We start from the raw sequence: 18,735 nt of genomic DNA, 5'->3' as shown, positions 1-18,735 counted from the left end.
GCTGCTACGTGAACCGGCCTCTACTCAACCGCCTTGTGGGCAGGGAGCCAAAAATAAAAGAAGCCGGCAAAGAAAACGCAGTGGTGCATGGAGTCGTCCTGGTGAGATGCGAATCACTATAACAACAAGGACGACCGGTTGGCAAGCAAATTGTCCGCAGGAACTGTGTGGCGCACATGATACGGAATTGCTCGCAGCGGCGTTGTCTCCGGTATAACAAAGGCCTCTCACGAAAAAAACCATCGTCCTTTTTGGAGAAGTGCATGAACCTACCAAGAATGCGCCCTTTGCCGGGCGTTGTCCGACGTATCTTCCCTCTGGCCACCGCCCCGCTGCTGCTCAGTATGATGGCAGGCCAGGCCCAGGCCCAGACGCCGCCACCGGCCGGCGCGCAGCCTATGCAGCGTGTCGAAATCACCGGTTCGAACATCCGCCGCTCGCAGGCGGAAACGGCGTCCCCCGTACAGACGGTCAACCGCGCCGACATCGAAAAGTCCGGCAAGACAACGGTCGCCGAACTGCTGCAGACGCTGGCGGTTGACAACCAGGGCTCCGTGCCAACCACCTTCGGCAGCGGTTTCGCCTCGGGTGCATCGGGCATCTCGCTGCGCGGCCTCGGCTCCGCCTCCACGCTGGTGCTGCTGAACGGCCGCCGCATTGCGCCGTACGGCCTGGCCGACGACGGGCAGAAAGTCTTTGCCGACCTGAACATCATCCCCGCCGAAGCCGTCGAGCGTGTCGAGATCCTCAAGGATGGCGCGTCCGCGATTTACGGTTCCGACGCCATTGCCGGCGTTGTCAACGTCATCCTGCGCAAGGATTACGTGGGCACCACCGTGCGCGCCAGCCAGGGCCTGTCCAATGAAAGCGACGGCGGCGATACCCGGCTCGCGGTTACCCACGGCGTGGGCGACCTGGAGAGGGACCGCTACAACTTCCTGTTCTCCGCCGAGTATGGCAAGAAGAAGGAAGTGTGGAACCGCGACCGTGGCGACCGCGGCGCCGTCGGCCGTGCCGACCTGCGCGACTTCGGCTTCTCGGCCCAGGAATCCCTGGGCGGCAGCGGCGCGATCGTCAATGCCGGCTCGGCCACCAGCTCCATCATCGGCAATGTGCTGAACCCCGCGGCAGGCGGGCGTTACTGGAGCCGCGACAGCATGGTGGCAGGCAATGGCTTTACCCGTACGTTCCCCGGCGCGAACTGCGCCAACCTGACCAGCCACCCGCAAGGCGATCCGCTGGGCGGCTGCCTGATCGACGCGACGCAGCAATACAACCAGATCCAGCCGCGCCAGGAAACGCTGAACCTGTTCAGCCGGGCGACGTTCCAGCTGAACGATGGCTGGCAGGCGTACGTCGAGCTGAACGGCTACCACAGCGATTCGGAGTCGTGGACCACGCCATCGGGTGTGCATAACAGCGTCGGCTATCCTGGCGGCCCGGTCAACAACGCCGGCGTTTCGCTGGGCGCGGCCCATCCGGACAACCCGTACTTCGGTTCGGCGGCACGGGTGCGCTACCTGGCCTGGGACGTGGGTCCGCGCGTCAGCAATGTGGAATCGAACTTCGTACGCGCCGTGGCCGGCCTGAAGGGCTCGGCGGCGGGCTGGGATATCGACAGCGCCATCCTGTTCTCGCAAAGCAAGACCAAGAACGACCGTTCCGGCTATCTGCAGCGCGACGTGGCGTTTGCACTGCTCAACCCGACCGCGGCGAACGTCGCGGCGGCCAACGCCGGCAGCGCGGCGTATGCGGCCCTGCCGGCCGGTACCTTCTGGCGCATCGGCGAGAACTCGGGCCTGAACTCCCAGGCGTTGTATGCCGCCCTGTCGCCATCGATCTCGAACGATGCGGTCACACGCCTGGCGCTGGCGGACGTCAAGGCCTCGCGCGAAATCGGCCAGCTGCCGGGCGGCGCCATCGGCCTGGCGGTGGGTGCCGAGTTCCGTCATGATTCGACCGAACTGCAACCGACTGCGGGCACGGAGCGCGGCAACATCATCGGCCTGGGCTACTCGGCCTACGAAGGCCAGCGCAACTCGGCCGCGCTGTATGCCGAGCTGCTGGCGCCGGTGCACCGGACACTGGAACTGTCGGCCGCGCTGCGCTATGACCACTTCAACGACGTCGGCAACTCCTACACGCCCAAGCTGGGCGTGAAATGGACGCCGGTACGCAGCTTCGCGCTGCGGGGGACGTTTGCGCGGGGCTTCCGCGCACCGAGCGCGGCGGAGAACGGCCGCGGCGGTTTGGCGGCCTACTCCACCGCATCGGACCCGCTGCGCTGCGCGCTGGGCGTTACCCAGGCCTGCACAGCGTCCTCGGTGGCAGTGATCACGTCGCCCAACCCCGACCTGTCGCCTGAACGCTCGAAGAGCTATTCGATCGGCGCGGTGTGGGATCCGCTGCCGCGCACCAGCATTTCCCTGGACGCCTGGCAGATCAAGCGCAAGAACGAGATCAACCAGGAAGGTACCGGTGCGGCGATCGCGGCCGGTCACGTGGTGCGCGATCCTGGCTCGGCCGTACCGGGCGTGGCCGGCGATCCGGGCGCGGTCATCGCGGTGCTGACCAACTACGTCAACTCCAACTCGACCAAGGTCAACGGCGTCGACCTGGATGCGCGCACCACGTTCCAGATGGGGGACGCGGGCAACCTGACGGCCGATATCAAGTGGACCCACATGTTCAAGTTCGAGCGTACCGAACAGGACGGCACGACCGTGGATTATGCAGGCACACACGGCAACTGCGACGTGACGAACTGCATCGGCACGCCGGATAACCGCGTCAACCTCGGCCTGACCTGGGACCGCGGCCCGCTGCGCATCTCCGGCGTCGTCAACCATCGCGGCAAGTTCGACAACACGAACTTCAAGGACGATCCGGATGGGTGCGCATTCCACTTCGCCGAATCGGCCGGTGGCGGCGACGCGCCAGGCGGTTGCAAGATCAGCTCGTTCACGACGCTGGACCTGACGGCCAAGTACCGCTTCACGCCGAAGGCCGAATTCTTCGCCACGATCCAGAACGTGTTCGACAAGGAACCACCGCTCGATCCGCTGACCTATGGCGCTGCCGGCTACAACCCGCTGGACTACAGCGGTGCCCTGGGCCGGTACTTCAGCGCGGGCGTTCGTTATACGTTCTGACCGTCCAGTTGCGGTCGTTACAACAAAAATGGGGCTTCGGCCCCATTTTTTATCGCCTTTAGTTTTCTAAAGATCAAGGCCGTGTCAAAGTGTGCTTCTGAGCGCTGTGACCAAATGTTTACATCGCATCAAGGAGCTGCACCATTTTTTCTCAACATCGGGAGAGAGTTTTGGCTAAGAAAAGAGCAGGAAAATTCGGAGCAGGACAGTTCGGTCGCATTGCGCGGCCGCTTTGCATCGGTATTGCAGCATTGCCCGCATTCGCACCCGCGTTCGCCCAACAGGACGCAGCCGCCGGCGAAGGCCAGATGATGCGCGTGGAGATCACGGGCTCGTCCATCAAACGCCTCGTCAACGAAACCGCCACGCCGCTGACGGTGTTCAAGGCGGAAGAATTCGTCAAGCAAGGCTTGACCACGGCCCAGGAAGTGCTGGACCGCATCCCTGCCAACCAGAGCAGCTTCGGCGCAGCCAACGCCGTGGGCGGCAATGCCAGCGGCTTGCCCACAGGCGGCCAGGCCACGGCCGACCTGCGCGGCCTGGGTGGCGACAAGACCCTCGTACTGCTGAACGGCCGCCGCCTGGCGAGCCATCCGTACGACGGCGCCAGTGTCGACCTGAACCTGATTCCCGTTGCCGCGCTGGAGCGCGTCGAGGTGCTGCGCGACGGCGCCTCCGCCATCTACGGCACCGACGCCATCGGCGGCGTCATCAACTTCATCACGCGCCGCTCGGTGCAGCAGACTACCGTTGCAATCGAAACGGTGCTGCCGCAGGAGACGGGCGGCCGCGAGCGCCGCGCCAACGTCACCACGGGTGCCGGCGACCTGGCCCGCGACGGCTGGGCCGTGCTGGCCGTGGCCGATTACCACAAGCAGGACGTGCTGACCTCGCAGCAGCGCGATTTCTCGTCGACCGGCGTGATTCCGTCGCGCGGGCTGAACCTGACGTCGGGCACGACCTTCCCCGGCAACTACTTCGATCCCGTCACCGGCGTGCAGGGCAACCCGGGCAATCCGACCGGCTGCAATGCGCCGCTGTCGGTCCCGCACCCCACCAACGGCACGTGCCGCCAGGATTACACGCGCCAGATCGACGACCTGCCGGAACAAGAACGCGCCACCGTGTTCGGCCGTGCCAGCCTCAAGCTGGGCGCCGATCACACGGCCACCTTCGAAGTGCTTCACTCGGAGAACAAGGTCAACGGGCGCACCGCGCCACCGCCACAGACGGACCTGACCCTGCCGGCCACGAGCCCCTACTACCCGGGCAACTCTGGCGGCGTGCCGGCGCAGGCCGGCCTGTCGGGCAGCCCGCTGTCCGTCAACTGGCGGCCCACCGAAGCGGGCCAGCGCCAGATCCTGTCGCGCGGTTCGGGCGACCGCTTCCTCGGTTCGCTGGAAGGCATCGTCGCCGGCTGGGATTACCAGGGCGGCCTGTCGCACTCCGTCAGCCGGTCGCAGGAAGAATTCACCAACGGCTATGTGCAGGACGCGTCGTTCGCGGCGGGCGTACGCAACGGCATCCTGAACCCGTTCGGCCTGCAGAACGAAGCGGGCCGCGCCTACCTGGCCACGACGGCGCTGCGCGGCCGCGTGCAGGATGCAAAGAACGCCGTCACCGCGTTCGACCTGAAAGGCAGCCGCGAACTGATGGACATGGGCGGCGGCAAGCTGGCCGTGGCACTGGGCACCGAGCTGCGTCACGAGAAGGCCGAATTCAACGTCAACCGCGACATCGCCAGCCAGGCGACCAGCTCGGGCCTGTCCGGCTCGCTGCCGAAGTCCGGCAGCCGCACCATCCAGGCCGTGTTCGGCGAGATCAACCTGCCGTTTACGCAGAACCTGGAAGCGTCGCTGGCCGCCCGCTGGGACCACTACAGCGACGTGGGCAGCACCACCAATCCGAAGGCATCGTTCCGTTACCAGCCCGTGAAGAGCTTCGTGCTGCGCGGTTCGGCCAGCACGGGCTTCCGGGCGCCGACCCTGTTCGAGAAAAACGCTCCGCTGTCGCGCAACGACACCAGCAACTCGTACAACGATCCGATCCTGTGCCCGGGCGGCGTACCGCAACCCGGCTCGAACCCGCTGCGCGACTGCGACCTGCAGCAGTTCAAGCTGCAAGGCGGTAACAAGGACCTGCAACCTGAGAAATCGCGGACCTTTGCGCTGGGCGCCGTGTTCGAGCCGACGCCTGCCGTCACGCTGGCGCTGGACTACTTCAACATCCACCTGCGCGAGAAGATCGGCGCCCTGCCCGAGCAGACGATCTACGGCAACTACGAGAAATACGCCGACCGCTTCCTGCGCAATCCGGACGGCTCGCCGAACGCGATCCTGGACCTGAACGAAAACCTGGGCAAGGTGCGCACGGACGGTGTCGACGTCAGCCTGACGCTGCGCGCACCGCGTACGGACTACGGCAACTTCACGTTCACGCTGGACGGTACGTACATCCACAAGTACGAGTATCAGAACGAACGCGACGGTGAGTACGTCCAGAACGTGGGCCGTTATGCGGACAACTACGTGGTCTTCCGCTGGCGCCACAACGCCGCCATTTCGTGGCGTCTGGGCGCGTGGAGCGCAACCTTGGCGCACAACTTCAAGACGGGCTATGAAGACCAGAACCTGGTCGACGACCAGTTCCGCAACCACGTGCCGTCATACAGCCTCGTCAATCTGTCGACGACGTACACGGGCTTCAAGAACGTCAGCCTGACGGCCGGCGTGAAGAACATCCTCGACAAGGAACCGCCGTTCAGCAACCAGGGTACGGTATTCCAGAAGGGCTACGATCCGCGCTACACCGACCCGATCGGCCGCGCGCTGTACCTGCGGGGTTCGTACTCGTTCTGAGTCAGCGCGTGATGCATTGGTGACAGGCACCTGTTTCCGCAGGAGATAGGTGCCTGTCACCGGTTTTTTGTCGCAACAAAAAAGGCGCCCGCGGGCGCCTTTGCTTTGGGTGGCGCCGTGTTACGCCGTGCCGCCCACCGTCACACCGTCGATGCGCAGGGTTGGCTGGCCCACGCCCACCGGCACGCTCTGGCCTTCCTTGCCGCACACGCCCACGCCCGGGTCGAGCTTCATGTCGTTGCCGATCATCGAGACGCGGTTCAGCACGTCCGGGCCGTTGCCGATCAGGGTCGCGCCCTTGACCGGGTACGTCACCTTGCCGTTCTCGATCATGTAGGCCTCGCTGGCGGAGAAAACGAACTTGCCGTTGGTGATGTCGACCTGGCCGCCGCCGAAGTTGACCGCATACAGGCCGTTCTTGACGGACTTGAGGATCTCTTCCGGGTCCTTGTCGCCGGCCAGCATGTACGTGTTCGTCATGCGCGGCATCGGCAGGTGGGCGAACGATTCGCGGCGGGCGTTGCCCGTCACGGGCATCTTCATCAGGCGCGCGTTCATCGTATCCTGGATGTAGCCGCGCAGGATGCCGTCCTCGATCAAGGTCGTGCACTGCGTCGGGTTGCCTTCGTCGTCGATGTTGAGCGAGCCGCGGCGGTCCGCCAGCGTGCCGTCGTCCACGACCGTGACACCCTTCGCCGCCACGCGTTCGCCAATGCGGCCGGAGAACGTGGACGAGCCCTTGCGGTTGAAGTCGCCTTCCAGGCCGTGGCCGATCGCCTCGTGCAGCAGGATGCCGGGCCAGCCCGGTCCCAGCACGACGGTCATCGGGCCGGCCGGTGCCGGGCGCGAATCCAGGTTCACCAGCGCGCCCTTGACGGCTTCCTCGGCATACTGGGTCAGCAGCTCGTCCGTGAAATAGCTGTAGTCGTAACGGCCGCCGCCGCCGGCCGAGCCCATCTCGCGCCGGCCATCCTGCTCGACGATGACGGTGATCGACACGCGCACCAGCGGGCGGATGTCCGCGGCCAGCACGCCGTCGCTGCGCACCACCAGCACGACGTCGTATTCGCCGGCCAGGCCCGCCATCACCTGCACCACGCGCGGATCTTTCGCGCGGGCGATCTTCTCGACGCGCTCCAGCAGCTTGACCTTGGCCGCCGCATCCAGCGAGTTCAGCGGATCGTGCGGGAGGTACAGCGAGCGGCCGCCCTGCGAGCTCAATGCGCCGGCCACCTTGATCTTGCCGGCGCCGGCCCGCGCGATCGTGCGCGTGGCGGCGGCGGCGTCCAGCAGGGCCGCTTCGGAAATTTCGTCGGAATAGGAGAACGCCGTCTTGTCGCCGGAGATGGCGCGCACGCCGACGCCCTGGTCGATCGAGAAACTGCCCGTCTTGACGATGCCCTCTTCCAGGCTCCAGCCTTCGTTTTTGGTGAACTGGAAGTACAGGTCGGCGTAATCGACCTTGTGCGTGAACATCGTGCCCAGCGTCTTGATCAGCTTGGATTCGTCCAGGCCGAACGGGGTCAACAGCACGTCGCGCGCCAGCGCCAGGGAAGACAGGTTCGGTTCGAATGGTTTCATGATAAGGCTTTCTACGTTACTTTTGCTGCCATTGTAGTGGATTCACGTTCCGGACGCCGGGGCCGGAGCCGGTCACATCGTGCGGTGCTTCAGGGCCGGCAGGCTCTCGCGTACGCCAGCCAGGTACGTCAAGTCCAGCTCGCCATGGATGACGCCTTCGCCTTCGGCCAGCACGGCCTTCACCTCGCCCCACGGATCGACCAGCATGCTGTGGCCCCAGGTGCGGCGGCCGTTGACGTGCTCGCCCCCCTGCGCCGCTGCCAGCACATAGCACTGGTTCTCGATGGCGCGGGCGCGCAGCAGGATTTCCCAGTGCGCACGCCCCGTCGTGTACGTAAAGGCGGCAGGCACGACGATCAGGTTGACGGGCCCCATCGCCCGGTACAGTTCGGGGAAGCGCAGGTCGTAGCAGACCGACATGCCGACCTTGCCCACGGTCGTCTCGACCGTGCCGACGGAGCGGCCCGGCACGATCGTCTTCGACTCGTTGTACGACTCGCTGCCCTTGGTAAAGCCGAACAGGTGGATCTTGTCGTAGCGGCCCACGTGTTGCCCCTCGGGGTCGTAGACGAGCGTCGTGTTGATGACCTTGTCCGGATCGTCGCTGGCCAGCGGCAACGTGCCGCCCAGCAGCCAGATGCCGTGTTCGCGCGCCATGGCCGCCATCGCCTCCTGGATGACGCCGCGGCCCAGCGGCTCGGCCTTGCCGACCTTGTCGCTGTCGGACCTGCCCATGATGGGCCAGTATTCGGGCAGCAGCACCAGTCTGGCGCCCTTTTGGGCGGCCTCGGCAACGAGGCGGGCGGCGGTGGCCAGGTTTTCCTCCACGACGGGCGTGGAGACCATCTGAACGGCGGCTACGATAGTCATGGATGCTCCTTGGGTTACTGCGCCCGCACCGCCTGCTGCGGTTCGGCGCGTTCGGTATCGAGCTTCGTGATGACGGGCGCCTTCCACGGGCCCGTCACCTGCATCTGGTACGTGAGCGCCTTCATCACGGGCGCCGACAGGAACAGCTGGGCCAGGTAACTGCCCAGCCCGATCACGGGGTTGACGGCCAGCGCATACACCAGCGGCGCCGTCCCGAAATTCACCTGCGGGATCACGACAACGTGCAGGTTGGTCGACTCGTTGGCGATGTCGGCCGTGCCCGACATCAGCACGGTGGCCTGCACGCCGTGCATCTTCAGATTATCCGTCTTTGCGATGCCGCGGTCGATCTGGGCCGTGGCGCTGATGCCATCGAAGGCAAGGCCCTGGGCAAGCACGTCGTGGAAATCGAACTTCAGCAGCCGCGGCAAGGCCTGCAGGCTCAACACGCCCAGCAGCTTGGCCGCGCCCGGATCCTGTTTCAGGAACTGGCCCTTTTCCACGCCCATGACCAGCTTGCCCGATAACGTGGGGATGTCGAGCGAGTATGGCAAGCCCTTCCACGAGATATCGCCGGACAGCTTGCCCTTGCCACCCTTGAGCGTGTCGGCGAAACCGAAGCGGTCCAGCAGCTTGCCGGCGTCCACGATGTCGAGCGCAAAGTTGAGCGACGAGTCATGTTTGCCGTTGCGGCTGACCCAGCGGCCGGTGCCGTGCAGCACGCCGTCCGGATTCTCCAGCGTCAGCCTGGACACGCGCCACTCGCGCGACGATGTGATCAGCGCGTTGTACGCCTGCAGCTCCATGCGGCCCAGCTGGCGGTTGAACAGCTCGAAACGCTCGGCCACGATGTCCAGCGCCGGAATGGCCGGGGCGCTGGCCGACGCCGATTTCTCCAGCAGGTCCTTGACGTCACCCGCTGCCGATTCCGGAATGATCAGGCTGGACAGCCGCGCCGTTACCTTGCCCATGCCGCGCCCGGTGGGCGATTCGTTCCACGTCACGTAACCGTTGGCCTGGCGCGAATCGATATTGGCCTGCCACGCGCCGTTACCGTGCGTGACGCCGACAACAACGTTGTCCACCTTGCGTCCGCCCACGGTCAGCTCGTCCGCACGTGCCGCCAGCAGGTCCACCGCAACATACTGCGACAGATTTGGCCCCTCTTCTGCGCCTTCGGCCGTCTTCGGTCCGGCCGCACCGAAGATCTCGCTGGCCAGCCCCGTCCAGTCGTCGACATTGAGCGACTTGACGCTGGCATGCAGCGCCATGCCGCTGTCCGGCTGCGGCGCCGGCACGTTGACGCCGATTCCGCCGCGCACGAGGCGCCAAGGCTGCTTGTCCTGGCGCTCGCGCTGGTAGCGCGCCTCGACCGCACTGCCCAGCGAAATGCGGATCTCGTCGTGCGCCAGGCCGGCCTCGCTGGCGGCGCCGCCGTTCAGCACGAAATGCAGCGGCAGCGCGTCGGCCGCGGTCTTCGCCAGCGGCGCCGGGAAGTCCAGCGCCACGCCCGTCAGCGCGGACTCGACGAACACCTGGTACTGGTGATTGGCCGCCGTGATGACGCCGTTGTAGCGGGTGCCGCCCGAAAACCGTTCGGCCAGCTTCTGCATGACGGGCGACGGATACGTGCGGCGCAGCCCGTCTGCCGTGACGTTGCCGCCGATGCGCACCTGGATGGTGCCGTCGCGCTGGGTGCCGCCCGCCACCGTCAGCTGGCCGCCCAATAGCGTGCCGTTCAGGCCGTTCAGGTTCATGCCGTGTTCGTTGAATTCGATCTTGCCGGTGGCCAGCAGCACGGGCGGCATGTCGTGCCACAGCACGACGTCGTTGCCCTGCAACTGCAACGAACCCTGTACCTTGCTTTCGCGCAGCCGTGCCAGCGGCAACTGCAGCTTCAGTGCCAGCCTGGCGTTGCCGGTTGCCGTCGTCTGGTCCGTGAAATGGCCGATCCATTCCAGCACGGGGCTGTTCGCTACGTAGCGCAGGTAGTCCTGCATGGCGCCGGCGCCGAAGCCGTCGATCTCCAGAATGCTGTCGTGATGGATCAGGTCGGCGATGTAGGCGCGCACCTTGGTCAGGTTGACGTTGCCCGTCCTGGCCGTATCGGCCTTGATTTCCATGCTGGCGCGGTCGAACACGAACGTGCCGCGGATCTGCTCGGCCTGCGGCCACAGCGGCGCGACGCCATCCTTGGCGAACACGCCCGGCTCATAGTTCAGCTTGGCATCGGCCAGCTTGCCGGCCACGCGGAACTCGCCCTTGTCACGGTCCGGCGTGTTGTCGGCAAACGGGAAGTGGGCCAGGTCGCCGCGCAGGCGCACGGTGGCCTCTGTTGCCGTGCCCCCTTCCAGCGCGCCCGTCAGCCAGTGGTGCAGGCGTTCCGGCGTGGCGATCGGCAGATAGCGGCCGATGCGGTTGAGCGTGAACCCGTCCAGCGTGCCCTTGAAGTCGGCGATGCCGGGGCCGGTGCCCGCCAGCCGGTGCGTGCCTTTCAGGTTGCCCGTCAGGCCATCCTGGGCGAAGTCGAAGCTGTCGACGGCCAGGTTCGTGCCCTGGTCATCGTGTTTCCAGCTGGCCTTCAGCTGCAACTGCTGGAACGCCATGGCGGGTTCGGCAAACCAGGCCGGCATGTTCAGCACGAGGCCGGGCGCGTCCAGGCGGACGGAACCGTGGTCCTGCGCCGCGTCCACGCTGCCCGTCAGGTGATCGAACCCGGGCACGGCCGGAATCTTGCCCATTGCCGGCGTCGCGGCGCGGGCCGCCAGCGGATTCATGCCGAGGTCGTGCAGCTCGGCACGCACGCGCCACGCCTGCGGCGCCGCGGCGGGGCCTAGCCAGCGGGCGTCCAGGTTACTGACGCGGCCCCGTGGCGCCAGTTCCGCCAGCAGGCTGCGCTGCGCAGGCGCCAGCGGCAGCCGCGTCGCCAGCTCGGCCACAATGCCCAGGTCCAGCGTACGGGCCGTGACCTCGGTGCTGGCCGGCGCGCGGCCGCTGGCGGGCACGTAACGCTCCGCCAGGGTCGTTGGCGCCAGCACGACGCCGTCGCGCGTGCGCACCGTCAGGCCGGTGATGCTGGCGCGATGGCCCCGAGCGCTGAACGGCAGCGCGGCTGCGGCGGCGCGCTTGCCGCGGCCCGGCTTGTCCTCGCTGTAGGCGACGCGGCCGCGCATGGACGCCACGTCCAGCGCCGGCAGGTCGCTGCCGAGGGCGGCGCGCAGATTGTCCAGGTCGACGTCCGCCGTCACGCCGTACAGGTGGGCATGGTCGATGTCGAGCCAGGCGCGCACGGTCCCGCGGCCCGACTGCAGCCGGGCGGGGGCAGCGTCGCCATAGGGATTGTAGGGCTGCCATGCGGCCAGGTCGTCGCCACGGACGGCCGCGTAGACCGTGCCCTTCCACTGCCGCACGTCGGAGACGCGCTTGGCGAAGGCAGGATGCGAGAAGTCGGCGCGCAGGTCCAGCGTGTCGCGCGCGCCGCTGGCGGGCACGGCGTGGATGGCGAACTGGTGACGCCGCCACTGGTTGCGCAGGATCAGGTTCATGTTCTGCAGCACCAGCGGCGGCGTGCCGCGCTGAGCATCCCGCCACTCCAGCCGGCCTTCGCGGATGATGATTTCGCGCTGGCCCAGCACCCATTCGGAGCCCTTGCCATCGTCTTTCTTGTTCAGGTCGACAAAGATGCCGGCCACGAACAGCCGGCCGTCGGCCGTGCGCGACACGTCCAGATTCGGGCGGATCAGTTCGATCGAATCGAAGCGCACGTCCATCGTGACCAGGCTCCACCACGACAGCGTGGCCGACACGCTGGGCAGGCGCAGCGCCTGGCGGCCGTCGCGGTCGCGCAGCACGACGTCGCCCAGGAACAGGCTGGGATGCAGCCCGGACCAGGAGGCATAGATGCGGTCGATCGTGACGGGATTGCCGACGGCACGGCTGGCCAGGCGTTCGATGTCGGGCTTGTAGTTGTCGATCTGCGGCAGCACCGCATAGCGCAGCACCAGCACGACGACGGCAAAGACAAAGTACAGCAGCAGCGCCAGCTTCAGCGTGAAGCCCAGTACGTGGTGACTGGCCACATTGCACAGACGGTAGAAGGCCTGCAGGCGATGCCAGCGCGCCACGATGGGCGGCTCGTCCACAGGGGGCGGCAGGCCCGGGGAGGCGAACTTGTCTTCTGCCGATTTTTCCGTCAACAATTCTTTACCCAGGCTAGGCCGGATGCCCGGCGTAAAATAAACGATTTCGTTGCTGTACCGGCCGTCCAGCCGCCGGCGACATTCTACCGCAACGCCCGGTTACACTAAGTTCCGCAGCGCATTTCCTTACACAACGTTACGAACAATTTACGACACTCATTGTTGGAAACCCATGTCCGCCACCCTGCCCGCCCCTTCCAGTGCCCTTGATTCCCGTTTCTATCAACGCTGGCTGGCCGCCGAGCCGGACCGGCAGGCCAAGATCGACGCCTTGATTCCATTATCGCTTGCGACGGTCGACCTCGACATGCTGCTGGCGCAGGAACGCCGCAATGGCGACGGTCCGGCGCTGCCGCTGGCGCGCGGCATGCGGCGCCTGCGCAACCTGCTGATCGCCGGCCTGATCCGACGTGACCTGGAAGGACGGGCGGATCTGGATGAGGTCGTCACGGCTGCCACCCGGCTGGCCGACTTTGCCATCCGCACCCACCTGGCCGAGCTCGATGCGGAAATGCGCGCGGCGCACGGCGTGCCGACGGGTCACGAGTCGCGCCAGGAACAGGAACTGATCGTGCTGGCGATGGGCAAGCAGGGCGGCTTCGAACTGAACGTGTCGTCCGACATCGACCTGATCTTCGTCTACCCGGAGGACGGCGACACGGTGCCGACGGCGCCCGGCCAGCGCGTGCTGTCGAACCACGAATACTTCATCCGGCTGGGCAAGAAGCTCATCGCGGCCATCGCCGAGATCACGGAGGACGGCTTCACGTTCCGCGTCGACATGGCGCTGCGTCCGAATGGCGGCTCGGGCCCGCTGGCCGTCAGCCTGGGCATGGTGGAGCAGTACCTGATCGTGCAGGGCCGCGAATGGGAACGCTATGCATGGGTGAAAGCGCGCGCCGTCACGGGGCGTCCGGAAGACATTGCCGCGCTGGACGCCATCGTGCGGCCGTTCTGCTTCCGCCGCTACCTGGACTTCAGCGTCATCGAAGCCATCCGTACCATGCACGTGCAGATCCGTGCCGAGGTCAAGCGCCAGGAGCGGCTGCATCCGGACCGCAGCCATAACGTCAAACTGGGCCGCGGCGGCATTCGCGAGATCGAGTTCCTGGCACAGGTGTTCCAGCTGATCCGCGGCGGGCGCGATCCCAGCCTGCGCGACCGCTCCACCCGCGCCACGTTGCGCCAGCTGCCGGACAAGAGCCTGATGGCGCCGGACGTCGTCGCACGCCTGCTGGAGTCGTACACCTTCCTGCGCAACCTTGAACACCGCCTGCAGTACCTGGACGACGCGCAGACGCATACATTGCCGCCGCATGAGGCCGACCGGGAGACGGTGGCGCGCATGATGGGCCTGCCGGACGCGGCGGCGCTGCTGGCACAGCTGGACACGCACCGACGCTTCGTTGCGGAGCAGTTCGACGCCATGTTTGCCGACAAGAGCGACGAAGTCGATCCCGACACGTGGAACGACTGCGCCGACCCGGACAACCGCGCAGCAATGGAAGCGCGCTTTGCCGCGCTGGGCTACGACGATCCGGCGGCCGCCGCGCGCCGCCTGATCGCGCTATGGGAAGCACCGCGGCTGGGGTCGATGCCGGAAGCAAGCCGCCAGCGCCTCGTCACCGTCGTCAACGCCGCCCTGCCCCTGATCGCCAGTGCTGCCGAACAGGACGGCGTGCACCGCCAGATGGCCACGCTGGGCCGGCTGCTCGATTTCCTCGAGGCGATCGCGCGCCGCTCGGCCTATTTGTCGCTGTTGATCGAATATCCGCACACGCTGGCACGCGTTATCGGCATGATGCATGCAAGCGCCTGGACCGCGACGTTCCTCACGCAACACCCGATCCTGCTGGACGAGCTGCTGGACGACCGTATCCTGCACACGGTCTTCGACTCCGTCGCGCTGGCGCAGGATCTGGACCGCCAGCTGGCCGTGGCCGCGGACGATACGGAGCGCCAGCTCGACATCCTGCGCGAGGTCCATCACGCCCAGCTGTTCCACCTGCTGGCGCAGGATCTGGCCGGCGACCTGACCGTGGAGAAGCTGGCCGATTACCTGTCCGCGCTGGCGGACGTGATCGTCGCGGCCGTCGTCAAGTGGGCATGGCGCACGGTGGCAAAGCGCCACCGCGAGGTGCCGCGCTTCGCCGTCATCGCCTACGGCAAGCTGGGCGGCAAGGAGCTGAACTACATCTCCGACCTGGACGTCATCTTCCTGTTCGACGACGACGACCAGGAAGCGCCCGGCCTGTACGCCAAGCTGGCGCAGCGTTTCATCACGTGGATGACGTCGCACACGTCTGCCGGGATCCTGTTCGATATCGACACTGCGCTGCGGCCCGATGGCGCCAGCGGCATGCTGGTCTCGTCCGTACAGGCGTTCGACCGTTATCAGCAGAACTCGGCATGGGTGTGGGAGCACCAGGCGCTGACGCGGGCGCGTTTCTGCGCCGGCGACGCGGCCGTGGGCCAGCAGTTCGAGGACATTCGCAGCGTGGTCCTGCGTGCGCCGCGCGTCACGGGCGAGCAGCTGAAAAACGAAGTGCTGGCAATGCGCCGCAAGATGCACGATGCCTACCCGAGCCGGCACGACAGTTTCGACCTGAAGCAGGATGCCGGCGGCATGATCGATGTCGAGTTCATCGTGCAGTACCTCGTGCTGCAGTATTCAGGACAATACCCGCAGTTGACGGCAAATGCAGGCAATATCGCGCTGCTGCGCATCAGCGGCGAGCTCGGCCTGATTGACGCGACGCTGGCCGCCCAGGTGGCGGACGGCTACCGCGCCATGCGCAAGCTGCAGCACCAGCTGCGGCTGCAGGGCGAACCGTCGCGCGTGCTGCCGGCAAGGGTGGCGCAACATGCGCAAAACGCAGCCAGGCTGTGGCAACAGATCTTCGGCTGAGCGCGCACAGCTACCGTCCGATCTTTACTAGCGGCATGATAGCGTTGCAAAAAAAGCACAGCGCGCCAAATCAGTGACGAATCCGATTTGCTCTTTCAACACCCTTAACTAAGATTCATTGTTTGGCGACCAGATCGCCCGGCTTTAAATCACCAAGGGAGCATTACATGAGAGAGAAAATTATTTCGCACTCGGTGCGACTGATCTGCGTGGGCGGTGCCGTGTTGAGCCTGGGGGCGACGGCCCAGACGACGGAAGCGCCGATGCAGACGGTGCAGGTGACGGGTTCGCGCATCGCGTCGCCGGGGGCGGAATCGCCGTCGCCACTGCAGGTGCTGACGTCGGCCGATATCGCCGCGTCCGGTGCAACGAACCTGCAGGAACTGCTGATGAAGAACCCGACGCTGGGCACGCCCAGCGTCAGCCGGACCAATTCGAACTTCTCCACTTCCAGCGCCGGGGTCTCCACGGTCGACCTGCGCAATCTCGGCACCAACCGCACGCTGGTGCTGCTGAACGGCCGCCGCTTTGTCGCCGGCATCCCGGGCGAGACGGCCGTCGACCTGAACGTCATCCCGACCGACTTCATCGAACGGGTCGAGCTGCTGACGGGCGGCGCCTCGGCAACTTACGGCTCGGACGCCGTGGCCGGTGTCGTCAACATCATCACCAAGCGCAACTTCACGGGCCTGGTCCTCGACGTGCAGGGCGGCCAGAGCACGAAGCACGACGACACGAAAAAGAAATTCACCGCCACCTGGGGCACCTCCAACGCCGATGCCACCAACAACATCATGGTGCACTTCGGCTACTCCAAGCAGGGCGCCGTGTACTCGAAGGACCGTGCCGCCTCGGCCATCGACCAGACTTCCGCCTTCGACGAAACCGACCTGTTCAGGGTCACGAAGCCGTTCTATTCCAGCTTTGCGCCGCAGGGCCGCTTCTTCCAGGCCGACGGCAGCAGCTTTACCTATGACCGCAACGGCAACATCATCCCGTGGAACACCAACGGCACCAACGGCGCCACGCCGACGGGGTTCAACCGCTCGGACTTCCGGTCGATCGCCGTGCCGACCGACCGGTACCTGCTGGCCACGACGGGCACGCTGGCCCTGAACGACAAGCACTCCGTATTCTTCGAGGGTAACTACGCCTCCACCCGCGTGACGACGAAACTGGAGCCGTTCGGCCTCGGTTCGGAAGAGATCTACGAAGCCAACGGCGGCCAGGTGCCTGCCGAGATGCTGGTGGGCGGAGTGCTGCGCCGCAATCCTTACGTGCCGGACCGCCTGTACAACAATATCGAGGACACGGACGGGGACGGGCTGCGCGACTACTACTTCACGCGCCGCATGTCCGAGGTCGGCACGCGCGGCAGCAAGGCCAACCGCGATACGTTCCGCCTGGCAACCGGCGTGAAAGGCACGTTCAACCTGCTGCGTGAGTGGAACTACGAAACGTACGTGGCCTATGGCCAGACAAAGGAATCGCAAAGCGGCAACGGCCAGGTCAACGTGCTGAACTTCCGCAACGCACTGGAAGCCTATCAGGACGTCAACGACGTCAACAACAATAACAACCGCAACGAGATCATCTGCGCCGATGCCACGGCGCGCGCCCAAGGTTGCGTGCCGATCAATGTGTTCGGCTTCGGCACCATCTCGCCGGAAGCGCTGAGATACGTCAACGCCCCAAGCAGCCTGAACACAGCTGTCACGCAGAAGCTGGCGGGTGGCTCCATCAACGGCGAGGTATTCGACCTGCCAGCCGGCGCAATAGGCGTCGCGGCCGGCTTCGAATGGCGCGGCGAGGAATCGTCCAGCGAAGCCGATGCGCTGACGCAGTCCGGGTTGAATGCCGGCAATGCGTTGCCGCCAACGTTCGGCAAGTTCAATGTCAAGGAACTGTTTGCCGAGGTGCGCGTGCCGGTCCTGAAGGACAAGCCCTTCGTCAAGGAGCTGAACTTCAGCGCCGCCGCCCGTCGCGGCAAGTATTCGACGGTCGGCTACACGAGCAGCTGGAACGTGGGCGGCGAATGGTCGCCGATCGCCGATGTGCGCATTCGTGCGACGCGTGCGCTGTCGACCCGCGCGCCGAACATCAATGAGCTGTACCAGCCGGCGCAGCAAACCTTCCCGGCCGACATCGTCGACCCGTGCGAAGGCATCACGGCCACCGGCGGCGGCGCGCGCGGCGACGCCTGCCGCGCGGCACCGGGCGTGATGGCCAACATCATGGCCAACGGCGCATTCACGCTGACGCAGGCCGACCAGCAGGGCATCAGCGGCTACGACCGCGGCAACCCGAACCTGCGCGAAGAGAAAGGCCGGTCGACGACCGTCGGCGTCGTCTGGACGCCCCGCTCGATCGCCCCGCTGAAGAACTTCACGTTCACTGCCGACTACTTCGACATCAAGATCGCCGACACGCTGGTCTTCATGCCGCGTCAATATGCGCTGGAAAACTGCTACGGTGGCGACGGCACGCTGTGCAACGTCATCACCCGCCGGCCGGAGCAGATGGGCGCGAACAACGCCGGCTCGCTGGAGTATATCGACTCGCTGGTCAACAACACCGGCAGCACCGCGACCGAAGGCGTCGACCTGACGGCGTCGTGGGTCGGCGCTGTCGGCCCTGGCCGCCTGAACGCCCGCCTGGCATGGACGTGGCTGCGTGAAGGCTACGACACGCCGACGCCGGGCGCGGAGCGCGATTACTGGGCTGGCGAAATCCAGCAAAGCCCGAAAAACAAGGCCTCCATCAACCTCGCTTACAAATGGGGCCCGCTGGGCATCTCCGGCACCACCACGCACATCGGCAAGGCATACCTGGACGACCAGTTCCTGGCGCAGTTCGACCTGCCGCGCAATTCGGTGGGCGTGGGTTCGCGCACGTACCAGGACTTCCAGGTCACGTACGAATTCCGCAAGAAGTGGGAGTTCTACCTCGGTCTGGACAACGCGTTCAACACGAAAGCGCCACCGATCGTCACGGGGCTGCCGGGCAACACGACGGGAGCCGAGACGGAGGCCGGCGCCTACGATCCGATCGGCCGGCGCTACTATCTGGGCCTGCGCGCAACGTTGTAATTCAAGCTGCCACGTTGCAGCACGACAAGCCTGCCGGGCTCGCCCGGCAGGCTTTTTTCTTATTTTCTTCGGTTGTTG

Annotated in this window: 7 protein-coding genes; 4 read left to right on the top strand and 3 right to left on the bottom strand. The window is 65.8% G+C overall.

All coding sequences use genetic code 11. The features are described from left to right. The first annotated feature begins 263 nt into the window (after positions 1-263). Both E1742_RS21945 and E1742_RS21940 read left to right on the top strand, forming a co-directional pair. Positions 264-3,152 (top strand): TonB-dependent receptor, encoded by a 2,889-nt coding sequence (locus E1742_RS21945; RefSeq protein WP_229466220.1) that lies wholly within the window; start codon positions 264-266, stop codon positions 3,150-3,152. A gap of 251 nt (positions 3,153-3,403) precedes the next feature. Further along, complete coding sequence (locus E1742_RS21940; RefSeq protein ID WP_229466218.1) at positions 3,404-6,010, top strand: TonB-dependent receptor plug domain-containing protein; 2,607 nt, start codon at positions 3,404-3,406, stop codon at positions 6,008-6,010. Between the two features lie 120 nt (positions 6,011-6,130). Here E1742_RS21940 and tldD read toward each other — a convergent pair whose 3' ends face one another. From tldD to E1742_RS21925, 3 genes are all read right to left on the bottom strand, one after another. Next, positions 6,131-7,591 carry a metalloprotease TldD gene (gene tldD / locus E1742_RS21935; protein WP_134387241.1) on the bottom strand — a complete coding sequence of 487 codons (1,461 nt, stop codon included), beginning with the start codon at positions 7,589-7,591 and terminating at the stop codon, positions 6,131-6,133. Positions 7,592-7,663: 72 nt separating this feature from the next. Further along, on the bottom strand, positions 7,664-8,461 hold the full coding sequence (locus E1742_RS21930) for a carbon-nitrogen hydrolase family protein (RefSeq protein ID WP_229466216.1): 798 nt from the start codon (positions 8,459-8,461) through the stop codon (positions 7,664-7,666). 14 nt (positions 8,462-8,475) lie between these two features. Continuing rightward, positions 8,476-12,657, bottom strand: a complete 4,182-nt coding sequence (locus E1742_RS21925) for a YhdP family protein (RefSeq protein WP_229466214.1) — start codon at positions 12,655-12,657, stop codon at positions 8,476-8,478. A 175-nt stretch (positions 12,658-12,832) separates the two neighbouring features. Between E1742_RS21925 and glnE the strand changes: the two genes are divergently transcribed. Beyond that, positions 12,833-15,568 carry a bifunctional [glutamate--ammonia ligase]-adenylyl-L-tyrosine phosphorylase/[glutamate--ammonia-ligase] adenylyltransferase gene (glnE, locus tag E1742_RS21920; protein ID WP_134387240.1) on the top strand — a complete coding sequence of 912 codons (2,736 nt, stop codon included), beginning with the start codon at positions 12,833-12,835 and terminating at the stop codon, positions 15,566-15,568. A 167-nt stretch (positions 15,569-15,735) separates the two neighbouring features. Beyond that, on the top strand, positions 15,736-18,657 hold the full coding sequence (locus E1742_RS21915; protein WP_134387239.1) for a TonB-dependent receptor plug domain-containing protein: 2,922 nt from the start codon (positions 15,736-15,738) through the stop codon (positions 18,655-18,657). Positions 18,658-18,735: the final 78 nt, after the last annotated feature.

This window comes from Pseudoduganella plicata (genome assembly GCF_004421005.1).
Classification (GTDB): Bacteria; Pseudomonadota; Gammaproteobacteria; order Burkholderiales; family Burkholderiaceae_D; genus Rugamonas; species Rugamonas plicata.
The sequence above is the reverse complement of the archived record's forward strand: the minus strand, read 5'-3'. Positions and strand labels throughout refer to the sequence as shown.